Here is a 17,034-nt window from a genome sequence, read left to right on the forward strand (position 1 = left end):
GACCGGATAACGCAGTTTCGCTTGCTTTCTGGTCCGGGCTTGCCTCATAAGGGCCTGACGAGGGACCCCATGCACGCAGAATTCGAGAATCGCGCTTCCAATCTTTCGCGCCGCCCGCGCCTCACCACGTTGGTCCGCGTTCGCTGGCTGGCAATTGCCGGACAGACCGCCGCAGTCATGTTCGTGGCGCTTTATCTGCAATTTGCGTTTGCAGTCGGCATCTGTTTTGCGCTGATCGCCTGTTCGGCCTGGCTCAACCTTTATCTTGCCTTCCGCTTTCCGACCAACCACCGGCTCAATCCGGCGGCGGCAAGTCTGGTTCTGGCATTCGACATTCTGCAACTGGCAGGCCTTCTCTATCTTACCGGCGGCCTGCAAAATCCGTTCGTCATCCTGATGATCGTGCCGGTCATCATCTCGGCGACATCGCTTTCTGCCCGCCACACGCTCGTGCTTGGCTTGCTGGTGGTTGCCTGTACATCGGTGCTCACCATCAGGCACGAACCGCTGCCCTGGTATCCGGGCGAAACGCTGAACCTGCCGTTCCTGTTCGTGATCGGCATCTGGTGCGCGATCATATCGGCGCTCGGGTTCACCGCGGTCTATGCCTATCGGATTGCCGAGGAAGCGCGCCAGCTGGGCGACGCATTGAGCGCTGCGGAACTTATTCTCCAGCGCGAACAGCATCTGTCGGCGCTGGATGGGCTGGCTGCTGCAGCGGCCCATGAACTGGGCACGCCGCTTGCGACCATTGCATTGGTGGTGAAGGAATTGCAGCGCGCCCACACCACCGATCCGGGCCTTGCCGAAGATATCGCGTTGCTGCATTCGCAGACCCAGCGATGCCGGGAAATTCTCAGGCGCCTGACCAGCCTTTCTTCCGAAGGCGAGGAACACATGTCGCGCCTGCCGCTCTCATCGCTCATCGAGGAGGTCATCGCGCCGCACCGCAACTTCGGTATCACCATCGACGTGCAAAAGATGGAAGGTCCGAAGCCGGAACCTGTCACCCGGCGCAACCCCGGGCTGCTCTATGGTCTGGGCAACCTGGTGGAGAATGCCGTCGATTTTGCGCGCGGGACGGTCAATGTCACCTGGGGCTGGACTGACGGCAATGTGAGCGTAACCATCCAGGATGACGGCGAGGGGTTCAAACCCGAAATCCTCGACCGGATCGGCGAACCCTATATGACAAGCCGCGACAATACCCGAAATGGCGGCGGTTTGGGCCTCGGCCTCTTCATCGCCAAAACCCTGCTGGAACGCTCGGGCGCGCACATCACCTTCCGCAATCGCAACAATCCGGGGCAGGGCGCGGAGGTAAAGGTGGTCTGGCCGCGTTCCGCATTTACGTCCGTCTGAAGGACGCTTGCGGGCACGTATTGGATATTCCTATCAAATCCTCGTGTCCGCATTTAAAAATAACATTTGAATACAAGGGCTTGCATTTGCCCAGTGCGGGGCCGCATGCTGAAATTGCTTCAACAATTCAGTGGCTATTTGACTTTTTGACGCAGGGGTATCAATAAGGAAAGAAAAATACAGGCAGGAAGCACCCGATGGACGACTTGAAGCAGGAAGACACCGAAGCCATAGGCAACGATCCGACCCTCCTTCTGGTTGATGACGACAAGCCCTTCTTGCAGCGCCTTGCCCGCGCCATGGAGAGCCGGGGTTTCCAGGTGACGACTGCGGAATCGGTTGAGGAAGGCATCGCCGCTGCCAAGGCAGCTGCACCGGCCTATGCGGTCGTGGACATGCGGCTCGGCGATGGCAATGGTCTCGACATCATCGAGGCGATTCGCTCGCGCCGCGCTGATACGCGCGCTATCGTTCTTACCGGCTACGGAAATATCGCAACCGCTGTGAATGCCGTTAAGCTTGGCGCCATCGACTATCTGTCGAAGCCCGCCGATGCCGATGAGGTGTTTGCAGCATTGACCCGCCGCCCCGGCGAAAAGGTTGCGCCGCCGGAAAATCCCATGTCCGCCGACCGGGTTCGCTGGGAGCACATCCAGCGGGTTTACGAAATGTGCGAGCGCAATGTCTCCGAAACCGCACGCCGTCTCAACATGCACCGCCGCACTTTGCAGCGCATTCTGGCCAAGCGCGCACCGCGTTAGAGCATAAAATAGAAGAACCTGGAGCGCCGATCTGGTCCAATCAGATCGGGACGCGCTCTAATTCCGGCTGTCAGATCAATCTATTTCGGTCTCGGGTACGTCGAGACCAGCCAGTTCGGCGATCGTCAGGCGGGCGGCACCCGCCCGCGCAAAGCGAAGCATCAGCGCTTTTCGCGTCGCACCGGGCAATTTGTGCTCCGGGGCATCGCGCATAATTTCCGCTCCATAGCCATCAGAGAGAATGAAGCCGCATTCCTGCGGAAAGATTTCGCTCGGCACTGCCGGGTGGGTGGCGAAGAACAGCCGGTCGCAATAGGCGCGATATTCGGGCCATTTGCGATCTGTCTTCCAGTCCTCGATGGACGATTTGATCTCCACGATCCAGATTTCGCCTTTGCGGCTGAGCGCAATCAGATCGGCGCGCCGGCCCGACGCCAGCGGCAGTTCGGGTAACGTGGCAAGTCCCATTTCCAGAAAAAGGCGCTGGACGCCCCGCCGCACAAGCATGGCGTTCTCAGACTGCCTGCCGTCGGAAAGTGGATGGGTCTGGTTGGGAATCACAATGGGCATGGGCGCATTTTGTGCCCGGTTTGAGAGCGAAACAATCGGAAATCAGCGGCATGCCGGGCGAAAACTGCGGCGGCTGCGCAAAACATGGCCAAAAAATGTCTTAATCAAGGAATTTTCAATTTACGGTTAACGTCTGGTTAACAATACTGCCCCATCTTCAACGACAACGAACGATTCGCATCTATCTCCGGCCCATCGCGGTCCCATTGACGGAATGAACCAATCTGGGGGAATGCATGAATTCTCGCGTCCTAAATCTGACGGCGGCTCTCTTTCTGGGCAGTGTGTTGGCTGGCTGCTCGACCGTAGGCGGCACATTTTATACCGCTTCCTATTCTTCGGTCACTGATGCCGGCTATGTCGTCCCGGCGATCCCGAGCGAAAAGATTCAACCGCAATATCGTCGCCAGATCGTCAAATATCCGACGGACGAAAAGCCGGGCACGATCATCGTCGATACGCGGGAAAAGTTCCTTTACCTCATCATGCCGGAAGGCAAGGCCATGCGCTATGGCATTGGCGTCGGGCGTGAAGGTTTTGAATGGTCCGGCACGGCGCGGGTCGCCATGAAGCGCGAATGGCCGACCTGGACACCGCCTTCCGCCATGATCAAGCGCCAGCCGGAACTTGCAAAATATCGCAATGGCATGGACCCCGGCCTGCGTAATCCGCTCGGCGCGCGCGCCCTTTATCTTTACAACAAGGGTGGTGACACGGGCTATCGTCTTCACGGAACGCCGGAATGGTGGTCCATCGGCAAGGCAATGTCTTCCGGCTGCATCCGTCTCATGAATCAGGACATCATGGATCTTTACGACCGCACCGAACAGGGCGCGAAGGTCATCGTAAAGCAATAAGCCCGGCGATACAGATATGAAAAAGGCCGCTTCAAGCGGCCTTTTTCATTTGCAATTTCAAACACATCAAATCTGTTCGACCTGCTGCACTTCCGGCACGAAATGGCGCAGGAGGTTCTGAATGCCGTGCTTCAGCGTTGCCGTCGATGACGGGCAGCCCGAGCAGGCGCCCTTCATGTTCAGGAATACGGTGCCGTTTTCAAAGCCACGGAACGTGATGTCGCCGCCATCCTGCGCAACGGCTGGACGAACGCGGGTTTCGATCAGTTCCTTGATGATTTCGACGGTTTCCGCATCGGCTTCATCGAAGAATTCTTCGTCGCCATGGGCAGCGGCGGCATCCGCATTGCTGTTGCCTGCCATTGCAGGCGCACCGGACATGAAATGTTCCATGATCGTGCCGAGAATGGCTGGCTTCAAGTGCTGCCACTCGCCATCATCCTTCGTCACGGTGATGAAATCATAGCCGAAGAAAACGCCGGTAACGCCCGGAACCGAAAAAAGCTTGGCTGCGAGCGGCGACGTGTTGCCGGCGGTGGAAGGATCGCGGAAATCGGCGGTGCCTTCCGGCATGACGACCTTGCCGGGAAGAAACTTCAGGGTCGCCGGGTTGGGCGTGGTTTCAGTCTGGATGAACATGCCAGTTGTCCCGCTTTCAGATTTTGGAACGATTCTCGTAAGCGCAGATCCATATGGACGCAAGTGCTGTCCCGACGCTGCGCGTATCAGTTGCCATCAATATAGGGTGATCACGTCACCGCATCAATGTCGTCGTCGCTCATACCTGCCGGAATGACCGTGACCGGGATCGGGAACTGCGAGCGGCTGGCAAGCGATTGCACCAGGGGGCCGGGGCCTTCCTTGCCCGAACCGGCAGCCAGAACCAGAATGGCGATATCCTGATCTTCCTCGATGAGGCTGATCAGCTCTGCGGCGGTTTCGCCCTCGCGGATGCTGATTTCCGGCTCGATCCCTTGATCCGTGCGCACGGTTGCCGCGAATTTTTCCAGCGCCGCCTGCGCGCGATCCTGTGCTTCTGCGCGCATGATTTCTCCGACGCCCAGAATTTGCTGGAAATCGGAGTCATCGATCACGAAAAGCAGAATGAGCGAGCCGCCCGTGTTTTTTGCACGGCGAGCGGCATAGGCAACGGCGCGCCCGCACTCGGGCGTCTCGTCGATGACGGCAAGAAACTTGCGGCGGTGACCGGCTTCCCGGCTAAGTCGTTTTGATACCATGGCCGCAATTTGCCATCGGGACCGGCCATCTGCAAGCTGACATTTGCAGGAGCTTGAGGATCGAAAGTCGATCTTCGAACGGAGAGGACGGCAGCAAAAAAGCTGCCGCCCGCTGGTCAATCGGGATTTAGTTCTGCAGCCAGCCGACGATGTCGCGGACATGACGCATGGTCTGTTCGGCGATCACGCCGGCCCGTTCGCCGCCATCGCGCAGAACGCTGTCGATGTAGGCCGGGTCAGCCACCAGCCGACGCATCTCATGGGTGATCGGCGAAAGCTTCGCGACCGCCAGATCGGCAAGCGATGCCTTGAATTCGGAGAACTGGCGTCCGCCGAATTCGTTGAGCACGTCTTCCTTCGATCGAGCGGAAAGTGCTGCATAGATGCCAACCAGATTATCCGCTTCCGGACGTCCGGCGAGGCCGTCGAGTTCCGTCGGCAGGCCATCCGAGTCGGTCTTTGCCTTGCGGATCTTCTTGGTGATGGTCTCTTCGTCGTCGATCAGGTTGATGCGCGACAGATCCGACGGATCGGACTTCGACATCTTCTTGGTGCCGTCGCGCAGCGACATAATCCGCATGGCTGGGCCGGAAATAACCGGCTCGGTGAGCGGGAAGAAGCCAGAGACCTGCTCGTCACCGACCTTCATATCCACACCGACCCCAAGCGAGGCGATACGGTCGGAATAGTCGTTGTTGAACTTCTGCGCGATATCGCGGGTCAGTTCCAGATGCTGCTTCTGGTCCTCGCCAACAGGGACGGCAGTGGCGCGGTAAAGCAGGATGTCGGCGGCCATAAGGCTCGGATAGGCGAACAGCCCGAGCGAAGCGTTTTCGCGGTCCTTGCCTGCCTTGTCCTTGAACTGGGTCATGCGGCTCATCCAGCCGATGCGCGCGACGCAGTTGAACACCCATGCCAGCTCCGCATGCTGCATGACGCGGCTCTGGTTGAAGACGATGCTCTTCTTCGGATCGACGCCAGCGGCGAGATAGGCAGCGGTCACTTCCCGGGTCGAGTTCGTCAACTCGGCTGGATCGGGTGAGATGGTCAGCGCATGCATATCAACGACGCAATAAATGCAGTCGTTGGAGTCCTGCATGTCTACCCACCGCTTGATTGCCCCGAGATAATTGCCGAGGTGAAGATTTCCGGTCGGTTGGGCGCCGGAGAAAACAAGCGGTTTGAACGTGCTCATGATCGTTTCCTAAAAAAGTTAGCCCCGCCGGTGGAGAGCGGGGATTTTGAATGCTGGTCTTTTCGCAGAGACGCAGTCGCCTTTCAAGCGCGAATTATTGCTCGCTTTCAGGCGCTTTCTTCGCCGCACCGCGCTTGATGTTGCGGCGGATCATCCCGGTATTGGCGCCGCCGAGACCAAAGGCAAAGCCAAAATAAACGACCATTGCGGCAACGACGATTGCGGTCACGGTTCCCGCCCGTACAACAAGCGGCGCAGCCGAGGAAAGCTCGTGGGCGAAGTAGCCGATGGCAAAATGGATGCCGACAGCCATGATCGCGGCAGCCACGAGAAGACGCGGGATGCGGGTGAGGAGTGGAATATCCTGCCCCCAATGGCCCCGCTTCACCAGTGTCGCAAAAAGCAGCACAGCATTGACCCACCCCGCGACGATTTCGGCGGTGGCGATGCCCGTCGGCCCGAAATGCGGGAAAAGCGAGATGGCAAGCGAGACATTCACCGCGACCGAAATGGCAGCGAAAATCATCGGCGTGCGGGTATCCTCGCGGGCAAAGAAGCCCGGAATGAACGCCTTTATCAGCACGAAAGCCGGCAGGCCTAGGCCATAGATTGCCAGAATATTGGAGACGACGAGCGTGGAATCCGGGCTGAACTTGCCGCGTTCGAACAAAAGCCGCACGATTGGCTCCGACATGACGAGGAGAGCGGCTGCGGCTGGCAGCGTGAGGAACAAGGTGAACTCGACCGAACGGTTTTGCAGGTTCGACGCTTCCTTCATGTGACCGCCACGCAATGCGCGTGACAGTTCCGGCAGAAGCACGGTCGCGACCGCGATGCCGACGACACCGAGTGGAAGCTGATAGATGCGGTCCGCATAAACGAGCGAGGAAACCGCGCCTTCCATGCCCGACGCGATATTGGTGTTGATGAGTAGGTTGATCTGCGTGATGCCGCCGGTAATGGCGGCAGGAAGCGCCAGCACCAGAAGCCGCCTGACATTGGGCGTGAGGCGCGGGCGGCGGAAACCGATCTTGATGCCTGCATTGCGCACGGCAATCCAGACAATGGCAAGCTGCACCAGACCCGCAGCCATGACGCCCCAGGAAAGGCCATATCCCACGGCCAGCGCATCATAGCCGCGCCACCAGGCCACGGCCAGGACGCCGATCAGGATGATGTTGAGAAAGACCGGGGCTATTGCCGCCGCGAAATAACGGTGCAGCGAATTCAGCATCCCGCCCATCATCGCGGCAAGCGACATGCAGGCAAGGTAGGGGAACATGATGACGGCGAGGTGCACCGTGTTCTCGAACTTCACCGGATCGTCCGTGAAGCCCGGCGCGATCACGGTTCGCACGATGAAGGGCATCGAAAGTTCCATCACGATGGTCAGGAACAGGAGCACGGTAAAGAGCACGCCGAACACTTCTTCGGAAAAGCGACGCGCGCCGTCCATGCCGTTCTTTTCGATTTCCTTGGCAAAAAGCGGCACGAAAGCGGAGTTGAAGGCGCCTTCGGCAAAAAGTCGTCGAAAGGTGTTCGGGAAACGGAAAGCGGCATTGAAGGCGTCGGCCACCGGACCTGTGCCGAGTGCCGCCGCCATGAACATCTCGCGGGTGAAGCCGAAAATCCGGCTCATCAGCGTTCCGGACGCGACCGTGGCGAACTTTTTGACCAAACTCATTTACTGAAAAACCTATGCTGCGGCCTGCGACGAGCGGCCGTTTGTCTTGCTGCCATTTTCCGCGCCCAGCACACCAAGCAGCTTGCGCCTGATATTGCCCTGACGGGTGGCATTTGAAATCTTGTGGCCCACTAGGTCGGTTACGTAAAAACTGTCAATCACCTTCTCGCCAAACGTGGTGATATGGGCAGAAGCAATATCCAAAGAAAGGTCGGAAATAAGGCCGGTCAACTCCGAAAGCAGGCCGGGGCGGTCCAGGCCTTCCACCTCGATGACGGTGAACTTGTTGGAGAACGTGTTGTTGATCTCGACACGCGGCTCCACCTTGAAAGCCTTGGCGGCCTTCTTCGGCTTGGTACGCTTGGCCAGAACGTCGGGCAAATGCGCCTTGCCGGACAGGACATCCTCGATAACCTTGCCGACGCGTTCAGCACGGCGGCGCTCGTCGTCGTCGGTGTCGAATTCGCGGCTGATGAGAATGGTATCGAGCGCCCGCCCGTCGCCGGTGGTGAAAATCTGCGCGTCGACGATGTTGGCCCCTGCCGCCGCGCAGGCGCCCGTGATGATCGACAGGAGGCGCGGATGGTCGGGCGCCAGCACCGTGATTTCGGTCACGGCCTCGAAGGTGTGTGGCTTCGCCATGGTGGCCAGCGCCCGCTCGTTGCGGTCGGCTTCGCGGATGAAATGAGCGTGCCGGACCTGATCTTCGAGGCTGACGGTCAGGAAATAGTTGGTGTAGTGGAGGGCCAGATAGGCATCGCGCTTGTCCTTGGGCCAGTCGGAAAGCCGTTCTGCCAGGGCCTCTCGCGCCTGATAGTCACGGTCGGCGCGGGACAGTTCCGAGAAACCGCCGGTCAGGACCAGCTCGGTTTCGTAGAAGAGCGTGCGCAGAAGCTGGCCCTTCCAGCCGTTCCATACACCGGGGCCGACCGCCTTGATGTCGCAGACGGTGAGGATCAGGAGAAGTTTCAACCGCTCCATCGTCTGCACTGTATCGGCGAAGTCGATGATGGTCTTGCGATCATTAAGGTCGCGCGATTGCGCCACCATGCTCATGGTCAGATGTTCCCGCACAAGCCATTCGACGGTTTCGGTTTCGGCGGGACTAAGACCGAAGCGGGGACCGAGCTTGCGGGCAATGCGCGCACCGGCAACCGAGTGGTCTTCCGGTCTCCCCTTGGCGATGTCGTGCAAGAGCAGGGCCACATAAAGCAGGTTGCGGTCGCGCTTCACCGTCGTGATGAGGTGGTTTGAAAGCGGATGTTCGTTTTCAAGCTCGCCATGCTCGATTTCCGACAGCACGGCGATGCAGCGCAGCAGATGCTCGTCCACCGTATAATGGTGGTACATGTTGAACTGCATCATGGCGACGATCTTGCCGAAGTCCGGAATGAACTTTCCGAGTACGCCGGATTCGTTCATGCGGCGCAGAATGAGTTCGGGATTGCGCGGCGAGGTCAGGACTTCGAGGAAAAGCCGGTTGGCTTCGGGATTTTCGCGCAGATCGGCGTTGATTAGTTTCAAAGAGCGGGTGAGGCTTTGCATCGCTTCTGGATGAAATTCCAGCCCGTGCTTGTCCGCCAGATGGAAGAGACGGATGATATTGACCGGGTCTTCCTTGAAAACATCGGGCCGCGCGATGTTGATGCGGTGATTTTCCGAAACGAAATCGCCGTCTGCGGAAAGCTTGCGCTTGCGCCGTGAAAAGGTGAGGAAGATGCGGTTGAAGCCCGGCACATGCTTGGCCTGCTGCTCCTCCAGCGCTGCGCTGATGATGCGGGTGAGATCGCCCACATCCTTCGCCACGAGGAAGTAATGCTTCATGAACCGTTCGACATAGTTCTGGCCGGGATGCGCCGTATAGCCAAGGCGCTGGGCGATTTCCGGCTGGATGTCGAAGGAAAGCCGCTCTTCTGCCTTAAGCGTCGCGAAGTGCATGTGGCACCGCACCGCCCAGAGAAAATCTTCCGCCTTGTTGAACAGTTTCAGTTCGGCCCGCGACAGAACACCGAGCTTGACCAGCTCTTCCTTCGTCTTGACGCGGTAAAAATACTTGGTGATCCAGAACAACGTATGCAGGTCGCGCTGCCCGCCCTTGCCTTCCTTGACGTTCGGCTCGACCAGATAGCGGGTTTCGCCTGCCTTGCGGTGGCGCTGGTCGCGCTCGGCAAGCTTGGCCTGAATGAATTCAGGTCCCGTATCCTTGACGATTTCCTCGTCGAAGCGGCCCACAAGCGATTTGAAGAGTTCACGATTGCCGGTGAGAAACCGCGCATCGAGAACTGCCGTGCGGATCGTCATGTCCTCGCGCGCCAGACGGATGCACTCATCGATGTTGCGCGTGGAATGCCCGACTTTCAGTCCCATATCCCACAGCATGTAGAGCATGTATTCGACCACCTGCTCGCCCCACGGGGTCTGCTTGTAGGGCAGCAGAAACAGAAGATCGATATCCGACCCTGGCGCCAGCCCGCCGCGCCCGTAGCCGCCCACCGCGACGATGGCCATATTTTCCGCCTTCGACGGATTGATCATCGGATAGGCTTTGGTGGTGGCGAATTCGAACAGCGCCTCGATCAGCGTGTCCATCAGAAAGGAAAGGCGTTTGGCGCAGAGCGTGCCGCCGCCGTCCTTCATCAACATGCCTTCCGCGTTGGCGCGGCCGCGCACCAGCGCGTCCTTCAAGGCCTGAAGCACCACTTTGCGCACGGTAGGGCTGGTGTAGTTTTCGTCCGTGGAATCCGCCAGTTCGTTGAGCTTGCGGCGCAGCGTCTCGGGATTGACGATCTCTTCCAGCTTAAGGTCGTGTGCGCTCATGCGGCATGTAGATCCGGTTTGCGGGGAAAGGATAGTGGACGATGGCCATCCTAGAGCATTTCCAGCAAAAGTGCGAAGCGGTTTTGCGTGTGGCAAATGCGACAAAACAAATACTTAGCGCGGTTCCGACGATTCCGTTTTAACCGGAACCGCTCTATAGCCGCTTTTATGGATGATGAATATCCAAAAGCAAAGGCCGGGGAGACCCCGGCCTTCGTATTACCATTCGCTGATCTTTCAGTTCGTCGCATTATAGGCGGTGATTGCCGCCATGTTGACGATGTCGGAATCCTTCGCACCGATGGTGACGATCTGAGCAGGCTTGTCGAGGCCGACGAGCAGCGGGCCGATGATGGTTGCGCCACCCAGTTCCTGCAGCATGTCGGCGGCAATCGACGCAGAGTGATTGTCGGGTGTGACGATCACATTGGCCGGACCCGACAGGCGGATGAACGGATATTGTTCCATCAGCTTGGGGTTCAGCGCCACATCGGCACTCATTTCGCCGTCGAATTCGAAATCCACATGGCGCGTTGCAAGAATGCGGACGGCTTCCTGAATGCGGGCGGAACGTTCGCCGCCCATATGGCCGAAGGTCGAGAAGGCGGTGAGCGCCACGCGCGGTACATAACCCATGCGGCGCGCCATGCCCGCAGCTTCGACTGCGATATCGGCAAGCTCGGCTGCGGTCGGCATTTCATGGACGGCGGTATCGGCGATAAACACGGTGCGCCCACGGCAGAGCGCGATGGAAACACCAACCACGCGATGGCCCGGCTTGGAATCGATGACGCGGCGCACGTCGTCGAGACCTGTCGCATAATTGCGGGTCACGCCCGTCACCATGCCATCGGCATCGCCCAGCGCCACCATGCATGCCGCAAAATGATTGCGGTCATTATTGATGAGGCGGTGGCAATCGCGCGTCAGGTAGCCCTTGCGCTGCAGTTTCTCGTAGAGATAGTCGGCGTAAGCAGCATTGCGGCTCGACAGGCGCGCATTGATGATCTCGATACCCGGACGGTCGAGGTCGAGACCGGCAGCCTTCGCCGTATCCTGCACCCGTTCCTCGCGGCCCACCAGAATAGCGGTGCCGAGCCCCTGATTGACGTAGGAAACGGCGGCACGCATCACCTGTTCTTCCTCGCCTTCGGCAAAGACGATGCGCTTCGGCTGGCGGCGCACGCGTTCATAGATACCGCGAAGGGTCGAGGCGATCGGATCGCGACGGGCCGACAGTTCGCGCTTGTAGCCTTCGATGTCGGCAATGGCGCGTCCGGCAACGCCGGTTTCCATCGCGGCCTTGGCGACGGCGGCCGAGACGGATGCAAGCAGGCGCGGATCGAACGGGACCGGGATGATGTAGTTCGGGCCGAAGCGCGGGCGGCTCCCCTGATAGGCCGCGACAACATCGTCCGGCACGTCCTCACGGGCAAGTTCGGCCAGCGCGTTGACGGCGGCGATTTTCATCGCATCGTTGATGGTGGTCGCGCGCACGTCGAGCGCGCCGCGGAAGATGTAGGGGAAGCCGAGCACGTTGTTGACCTGGTTCGGATAATCCGAACGGCCAGTCGCAACGATGGCGTCGTCACGGATGCGCGCCACTTCTTCAGGCGTCACTTCCGGGTCGGGATTGGCCATGGCGAAGATGATCGGGTTCGGCGCCATGGAGCGCACCATGTCTTCCGTAAACGCGCCTTTGGCCGAAAGGCCGAACACCACATCCGCGCCATTCATGGCATCCGCCAGCGACCGCTTGTCGGTCTTTACCGCATGCGCCGATTTCCACTGGTTCATGCCCTCTTCGCGACCCTGCCAGACGACGCCCTTGGTGTCGCACAAGATGACGTTTTCTGAAGCAAAGCCCATGGCCTTGATGAGTTCTATACAGGCGATGCCGGCTGATCCCGCGCCATTGCAGACGAGCTTCGTCGTCTTCATGTCGCGACCCGTCAGATGCAGCGCATTGATGAGGCCGGCGGCGGCGATGATGGCCGTTCCATGCTGGTCATCGTGGAAAACCGGAATGTCCATCAATTCGCGCAGGCGGCTCTCGATGATGAAGCAGTCGGGCGCCTTGATGTCTTCCAGATTGATGCCGCCGAAGGACGGGCCGAGATAGCGCACCGCATTGATGAAAGCGTCGATATCGGTGGTGTCGACTTCAAGATCGATGGAGTCGACGTCGGCAAAGCGCTTGAACAGCACGGCCTTGCCTTCCATGACGGGCTTGGATGCGAGCGCGCCCAGATTGCCGAGGCCCAGAATGGCGGTGCCGTTCGAAATGACGGCGACCAGATTGCCCTTCGCCGTATAGTCATAGGCGCGGGCGGCGTCTTCGGCGATTGCCTTCACCGGCACGGCAACGCCCGGAGAATAGGCGAGCGACAGATCGCGCTGCGTGGTCATGGGCTTTGTGGGGTTGATCTCCAGCTTGCCCGGGCGACCCTGCGCGTGAAAGTCTAGCGCTTCCTTCTCACTGGCTGTGGGTGCGCGTTCTGATGTGTTGCCCTTCGGCGTCGAGGCTGGCATGTTCCCTCCGGTTTCATCTGCGGGAGAACCTCGATAGCGCCAGTCACGCATTGTGTAAACAGCGCTTGCGGGAATAGATATTCATCCAAAAACGATGGAATACGAAATTTTATGACCTTGGCATTGTTTGCCAGGCAATAAATGAAGGTTTACCGATGGAATCGAAGGCGAGCGAAAATATGTTGGAAGCGGAAGAAGATGCCGCCGAGGCAGCGCCCGTTCGCCTGACTCCCATGATGGAGCAATATATCGAGATCAAGGCCGCGAATGTCGATTCGCTGCTCTTTTATCGCATGGGCGATTTTTACGAATTGTTCTTCGATGACGCCGTGGAGGCATCTGCGGCGCTGGGCATTACGCTTACCAAGCGCGGCAAGCATCTGGGCGAGGATATTCCGATGTGCGGTGTGCCCGTCCATGCCGCCGACGATTATCTGCAAAAGCTGATCGCCAAGGGCTACCGGGTTGCGGTCTGCGAGCAGGTCGAAGACCCGGCGGAAGCGAAGAAGCGCGGCTCCAAGTCCGTGGTGAAGCGCGATGTGATCCGCCTCGTCACGCCCGGCACGCTGACTGAGGAAAAGCTGCTGGACCCAGCGCAAGCCAATTTCCTGATGGCGATGGGGCGCACGCGCGGCGATGGCGCATTGGCGCTTGCCTGGATCGATATTTCTACCGGCACCTTCCGCGTGGCTGAAACAACGCCCGATCGGCTTTTCGCCGATGTGATGCGGGTGGACCCGCGTGAGCTGGTGGTAGCCGATAGCGCCTTCCACGATGAGGAATTGCGCCCCGTCTTCGATCTGGTCGGCAAGGCGGTGACGCCGCAACCGGCGACACTTTTCGACAGCGCGGCTGCGGAAGCGCGTATCCAGCGCTATTTCAACGTCGCGACGCTGGATGGCTTCGGCCAGTTCAGCCGCTCCGAGCTGTCGGCGATTTCCGGTGCGATTGCCTATATCGAAAAGACGCAGATTTCCGAGCGTCCCCCCCTGATGCGGCCGGAACGCGAGCATGAGGGCGGCACGCTTTTCATCGACCCGGCCACACGCGCCAGCCTGGAGCTTGCCCGCACAATGTCGGGCAACCGCGACGGCAGCCTGTTGAAGGCAGTTGATCGCACGGTGACTGGCGGCGGGGCGCGGCTTCTCGCCGAGCGCCTGACCGCGCCGCTCACCAATCCGAAGGAAATTGCGCTGCGGCTTGATTCCGTTTCCTGGTTCCTGAGCGAGCCGTCGCTCTGCGAAGCCATGCGTGCGGAACTGAAAGGTGTGCCGGATATGCCGCGCGCTCTTTCGCGCCTTGCGGTCGGACGCGGCGGGCCGCGCGATCTGGGCAGCCTCGCGCGAGGTTTCGAGGCTGCGCACACGATTGCAAACCTGTTGGAAAGTGCGTTGCTGCCGGACGAACTGGCACATGCCCGCGATGCCGTCAGCGCCATGCCCGCCATCTTTACCGCGCATCTTGACCGCGCCCTGGCCGACGAATTGCCGCTTCTCAAACGCGACGGCGGTTTCGTTTGCGCAGGCTATAATGCCGAGCTTGATGAAATGCGGGCCTTGCGCGATCAGTCACGCCGGGTAATCGCCGGTCTCCAGGCTGATTATATAGAAGAGACCGGCATCAAGTCGCTCAAGATCAAGCACAACAATGTGCTTGGCTATTTCATCGAGGTGACGGCCAACAATGCCGGGGCGATGACGGATACGGATGAAGCCAAGGGCCGTTTCATCCACCGGCAGACCATGGCCAATGCGATGCGCTTTACCACGACCGAGCTGGCGGAACTGGAAAGCAAGATCGCCAATGCCGCAGACCGCGCCTTGTCCATCGAGCTTGCCGTGTTCGAGGAACTGACGGCGGAAGCCGTTTCCCATGCCGACAGCATCCGAGCGGCTGCATCGGCGCTTGCAGTCTTCGACGTTTCGGCAGCGCTCGCCGTGCTGGCGGATGAGCAGGGCTATTGCCGCCCGCAGGTCGATGACAGCCTGTCCTTCAATATCGTGGCAGGCCGTCATCCGGTGGTCGAACAGGCCCTGCGACGGCAGGCGGCCAATCCGTTCGTCGCCAATGATTGCGATCTCTCCCCGCAAAAGGATGGAGGAAACGGTGCGATCTGGCTTCTCACCGGCCCCAACATGGGCGGTAAGTCGACTTTCCTGCGCCAGAATGCCCTGATCGCTATTCTCGCGCAGATGGGTTCCTTCGTCCCTGCCGGGTCCGCGCAGATTGGTGTCGTGGATCGCCTGTTCAGCCGTGTCGGCGCTTCCGACGATCTGGCGCGCGGGCGTTCAACCTTCATGGTCGAAATGGTGGAAACGGCAGCGATCCTCAATCAGGCAGGCGAGCGTTCGCTGGTGATTCTTGACGAGATCGGGCGCGGTACGGCGACTTTCGACGGCCTTTCCATTGCCTGGGCTGCGGTCGAATATCTGCATGAGAAGAACCGCTGCCGTGCGCTGTTTGCCACGCATTTCCACGAAATGACGGCACTTTCGGAAAAGCTGGAGCGGCTTTCCAACGTCACCATGCGGGTGAAGGAATGGGACAATGATGTCGTCTTCCTGCATGAGGTGGCAAAGGGGGCTGCCGACCGTTCCTACGGCGTGCAGGTCGCGCGTCTTGCGGGTCTGCCCGAGGCGGTCGTCAATCGTGCGCGCGATGTTCTGCACCAGCTGGAAGCCGGTGAAACCTCCGGCAAGGCGGACAAGCTGATCGATGATCTGCCGCTGTTCTCCGTCGTATTGCAGCAGGAAAAGCCGAAGCCGCAGGTGCAAATGAAGGACAGCGAACTGGTGAAAGCCGTCTCTGCCATCAGCCCTGACGAACTGACGCCCCGTGAAGCGCTCGACCTGATTTATAAGTTGAAGGAACTGGCCGGAAAGGCGTGAGATTCTGGACCCTCGCCCTTCGAGGCTTCGCTATGCTCCGCACCTCAGGGTGAGGGCGTCGAGTTTTTCGGCGAGGGGTATCCAGATGATTTCCCCTCATCCTGAGGAGGCCCGTAGGGCCGTCTCGAAGGGCGAGGGGAAATATCTACAGACTAAACAAACCTATTCGCTTCAGCGCCGTAATAAGTAATGTAGCGGCTGGAGATGCGCTCAATTGGCAGGATGATGAACACATCGGTGGTGCCGAATGCTTCATCGATCACTGCACCATCCCCAATCATTGCGCCAAGGCGCAGATAGCCTTTCACCAGCGGCGGCATCGAGAAGAGTGCAACCTTGTTGTTGATGGCTTCCTTCGGCATCAGGTCCATGGCCTGATAGCGGTGCGGCAGGGCGCGCACGTCCCAGTCCGGAGTGGCCCGGCAGTTATGATGCAGGAACGACAGGCCGAGCGCATGCGCTGCAGGCACGGCCCCATGGAAGGAGGCGCAGCCGAACATCACATCGATGGAGTGGCGGCGGCAGTAGGCCCAGGCGCCTTGCCACAGCAGCTCGACGGTGCGCTTGGAGCGATATTCCGCCTTCACGCAGGAGCGACCCAGTTCCAGCAGACGAAGATTGGGGCGCGAAAGGGCCAGACGCTGCACGTCATATTCATCGGCGGAATAGAAGCCGAGCGCTTTGTCGGCTTGATCGCTGCGCATCAGACGATAGGTGCCGACAATCTGCTGGTGTTCCGGCACGGGCAGGGCGGTATCGTAAACAAGCAGATGATCGCAAATAGCGTCGAAGCGGTCGGCATCGCGAAGCTCCACAGCCTCGATGCTTTCGCGGCGCGCACCCATTTCGTCGAAGAAGACACGAAAGCGCAATTCCTGCGCGGCTTCCACGGCCTCAGGTGAATTGGCAAGCCGTACTTCCAGCGATCCGATGCGTCCCAGAACAATGGGATCGCCGCCGGACGCGAACAGCGCCTGTTGTGCTTCTAAGCCTGACATGACGGTATCATCAATGATTTGCTGGTCCATTCCAAGCAGTACTGTCATGATGATGGCTCCTGATTTGTCTATTCACGTATTCCTGAACGGCTTTCCCACCGATATTTCAGCAGGAACCATTCCAATCCATGT

Annotated in this window: 12 protein-coding genes; 4 read left to right on the top strand and 8 right to left on the bottom strand. The window is 59.4% G+C overall.

The genetic code is table 11. From position 1 onward, the window contains the following. Window positions 1-69 precede the first annotated feature (69 nt). The gene (locus ACOWVS_RS06080; protein ID WP_021586392.1) at window positions 70-1,362 is read left to right on the top strand and encodes an ActS/PrrB/RegB family redox-sensitive histidine kinase; all 1,293 of its coding nucleotides are present in this window, start codon (window positions 70-72) and stop codon (window positions 1,360-1,362) included. A 197-nt stretch (window positions 1,363-1,559) separates the two neighbouring features. Further along, the gene (regA, locus tag ACOWVS_RS06085; protein WP_006465866.1) at window positions 1,560-2,123 is read left to right on the top strand and encodes a global response regulator transcription factor RegA; all 564 of its coding nucleotides are present in this window, start codon (window positions 1,560-1,562) and stop codon (window positions 2,121-2,123) included. Window positions 2,124-2,198: 75 nt separating this feature from the next. On the opposite strand, the gene ACOWVS_RS06090 is transcribed toward regA, so the two are convergent. Continuing rightward, a complete protein-coding gene (locus ACOWVS_RS06090) occupies window positions 2,199-2,693 on the bottom strand; it encodes an MmcB family DNA repair protein (protein WP_025089798.1) in 495 nt (164 codons plus the stop codon). Window positions 2,694-2,929: 236 nt separating this feature from the next. Between ACOWVS_RS06090 and ACOWVS_RS06095 the strand changes: the two genes are divergently transcribed. Next, on the top strand, window positions 2,930-3,550 hold the full coding sequence (locus ACOWVS_RS06095; protein ID WP_006465868.1) for a L,D-transpeptidase: 621 nt from the start codon (window positions 2,930-2,932) through the stop codon (window positions 3,548-3,550). A gap of 66 nt (window positions 3,551-3,616) precedes the next feature. On the opposite strand, the gene ACOWVS_RS06100 is transcribed toward ACOWVS_RS06095, so the two are convergent. From ACOWVS_RS06100 to ACOWVS_RS06125, 6 genes are all read right to left on the bottom strand, one after another. After that, the gene (locus ACOWVS_RS06100; protein ID WP_006470913.1) at window positions 3,617-4,189 is read right to left on the bottom strand and encodes a NifU family protein; all 573 of its coding nucleotides are present in this window, start codon (window positions 4,187-4,189) and stop codon (window positions 3,617-3,619) included. A 110-nt stretch (window positions 4,190-4,299) separates the two neighbouring features. Further along, the gene (locus ACOWVS_RS06105) at window positions 4,300-4,788 is read right to left on the bottom strand and encodes a universal stress protein (RefSeq protein WP_006470912.1); all 489 of its coding nucleotides are present in this window, start codon (window positions 4,786-4,788) and stop codon (window positions 4,300-4,302) included. Window positions 4,789-4,915: 127 nt separating this feature from the next. After that, on the bottom strand, window positions 4,916-5,983 hold the full coding sequence (gene trpS, locus ACOWVS_RS06110) for a tryptophan--tRNA ligase (RefSeq protein WP_021586389.1): 1,068 nt from the start codon (window positions 5,981-5,983) through the stop codon (window positions 4,916-4,918). Window positions 5,984-6,077: 94 nt separating this feature from the next. Next, window positions 6,078-7,667, bottom strand: a complete 1,590-nt coding sequence (gene murJ / locus ACOWVS_RS06115; RefSeq protein ID WP_021586388.1) for a murein biosynthesis integral membrane protein MurJ — start codon at window positions 7,665-7,667, stop codon at window positions 6,078-6,080. Window positions 7,668-7,679: 12 nt separating this feature from the next. Further along, window positions 7,680-10,484 carry a [protein-PII] uridylyltransferase gene (locus ACOWVS_RS06120; RefSeq protein ID WP_021586387.1) on the bottom strand — a complete coding sequence of 935 codons (2,805 nt, stop codon included), beginning with the start codon at window positions 10,482-10,484 and terminating at the stop codon, window positions 7,680-7,682. A 237-nt stretch (window positions 10,485-10,721) separates the two neighbouring features. Then, window positions 10,722-13,016 carry an NADP-dependent malic enzyme gene (locus ACOWVS_RS06125; RefSeq protein WP_006470910.1) on the bottom strand — a complete coding sequence of 765 codons (2,295 nt, stop codon included), beginning with the start codon at window positions 13,014-13,016 and terminating at the stop codon, window positions 10,722-10,724. 155 nt (window positions 13,017-13,171) lie between these two features. Here ACOWVS_RS06125 and mutS point away from each other — a divergent pair, with 155 nt between their 5' ends. Further along, on the top strand, window positions 13,172-15,904 hold the full coding sequence (gene mutS, locus ACOWVS_RS06130) for a DNA mismatch repair protein MutS (protein WP_025089797.1): 2,733 nt from the start codon (window positions 13,172-13,174) through the stop codon (window positions 15,902-15,904). Between the two features lie 152 nt (window positions 15,905-16,056). Here mutS and ACOWVS_RS06135 read toward each other — a convergent pair whose 3' ends face one another. Beyond that, on the bottom strand, window positions 16,057-16,950 hold the full coding sequence (locus ACOWVS_RS06135; RefSeq protein WP_006465876.1) for a GNAT family N-acetyltransferase: 894 nt from the start codon (window positions 16,948-16,950) through the stop codon (window positions 16,057-16,059). Window positions 16,951-17,034: the final 84 nt, after the last annotated feature.

The sequence above is a fragment of the Brucella sp. IR068 genome, assembly GCF_049065885.1.
In the GTDB taxonomy this organism is placed as follows: domain Bacteria; phylum Pseudomonadota; class Alphaproteobacteria; order Rhizobiales; family Rhizobiaceae; genus Brucella; species Brucella intermedia.

Excerpts from the sequence above, each read along its gene's own strand:
- ACOWVS_RS06080 (WP_021586392.1), top strand. The coding sequence starts at position 70 with ATGCACGCAGAATTCGAGAATCGCGCTTCCAATCTTTCGCGCCGCCCG.
- regA (WP_006465866.1), top strand. The coding sequence starts at position 1,560 with ATGGACGACTTGAAGCAGGAAGACACCGAAGCCATAGGCAACGATCCG.
- ACOWVS_RS06090 (WP_025089798.1), bottom strand. The coding sequence starts at position 2,693 with ATGCCCATTGTGATTCCCAACCAGACCCATCCACTTTCCGACGGCAGG.
- ACOWVS_RS06095 (WP_006465868.1), top strand. The coding sequence starts at position 2,930 with ATGAATTCTCGCGTCCTAAATCTGACGGCGGCTCTCTTTCTGGGCAGT.
- ACOWVS_RS06100 (WP_006470913.1), bottom strand. The coding sequence starts at position 4,189 with ATGTTCATCCAGACTGAAACCACGCCCAACCCGGCGACCCTGAAGTTT.
- ACOWVS_RS06105 (WP_006470912.1), bottom strand. The coding sequence starts at position 4,788 with ATGGTATCAAAACGACTTAGCCGGGAAGCCGGTCACCGCCGCAAGTTT.
- trpS (WP_021586389.1), bottom strand. The coding sequence starts at position 5,983 with ATGAGCACGTTCAAACCGCTTGTTTTCTCCGGCGCCCAACCGACCGGA.
- murJ (WP_021586388.1), bottom strand. The coding sequence starts at position 7,667 with ATGAGTTTGGTCAAAAAGTTCGCCACGGTCGCGTCCGGAACGCTGATG.
- ACOWVS_RS06120 (WP_021586387.1), bottom strand. The coding sequence starts at position 10,484 with ATGAGCGCACACGACCTTAAGCTGGAAGAGATCGTCAATCCCGAGACG.
- ACOWVS_RS06125 (WP_006470910.1), bottom strand. The coding sequence starts at position 13,016 with ATGCCAGCCTCGACGCCGAAGGGCAACACATCAGAACGCGCACCCACA.
- mutS (WP_025089797.1), top strand. The coding sequence starts at position 13,172 with ATGGAATCGAAGGCGAGCGAAAATATGTTGGAAGCGGAAGAAGATGCC.
- ACOWVS_RS06135 (WP_006465876.1), bottom strand. The coding sequence starts at position 16,950 with ATGACAGTACTGCTTGGAATGGACCAGCAAATCATTGATGATACCGTC.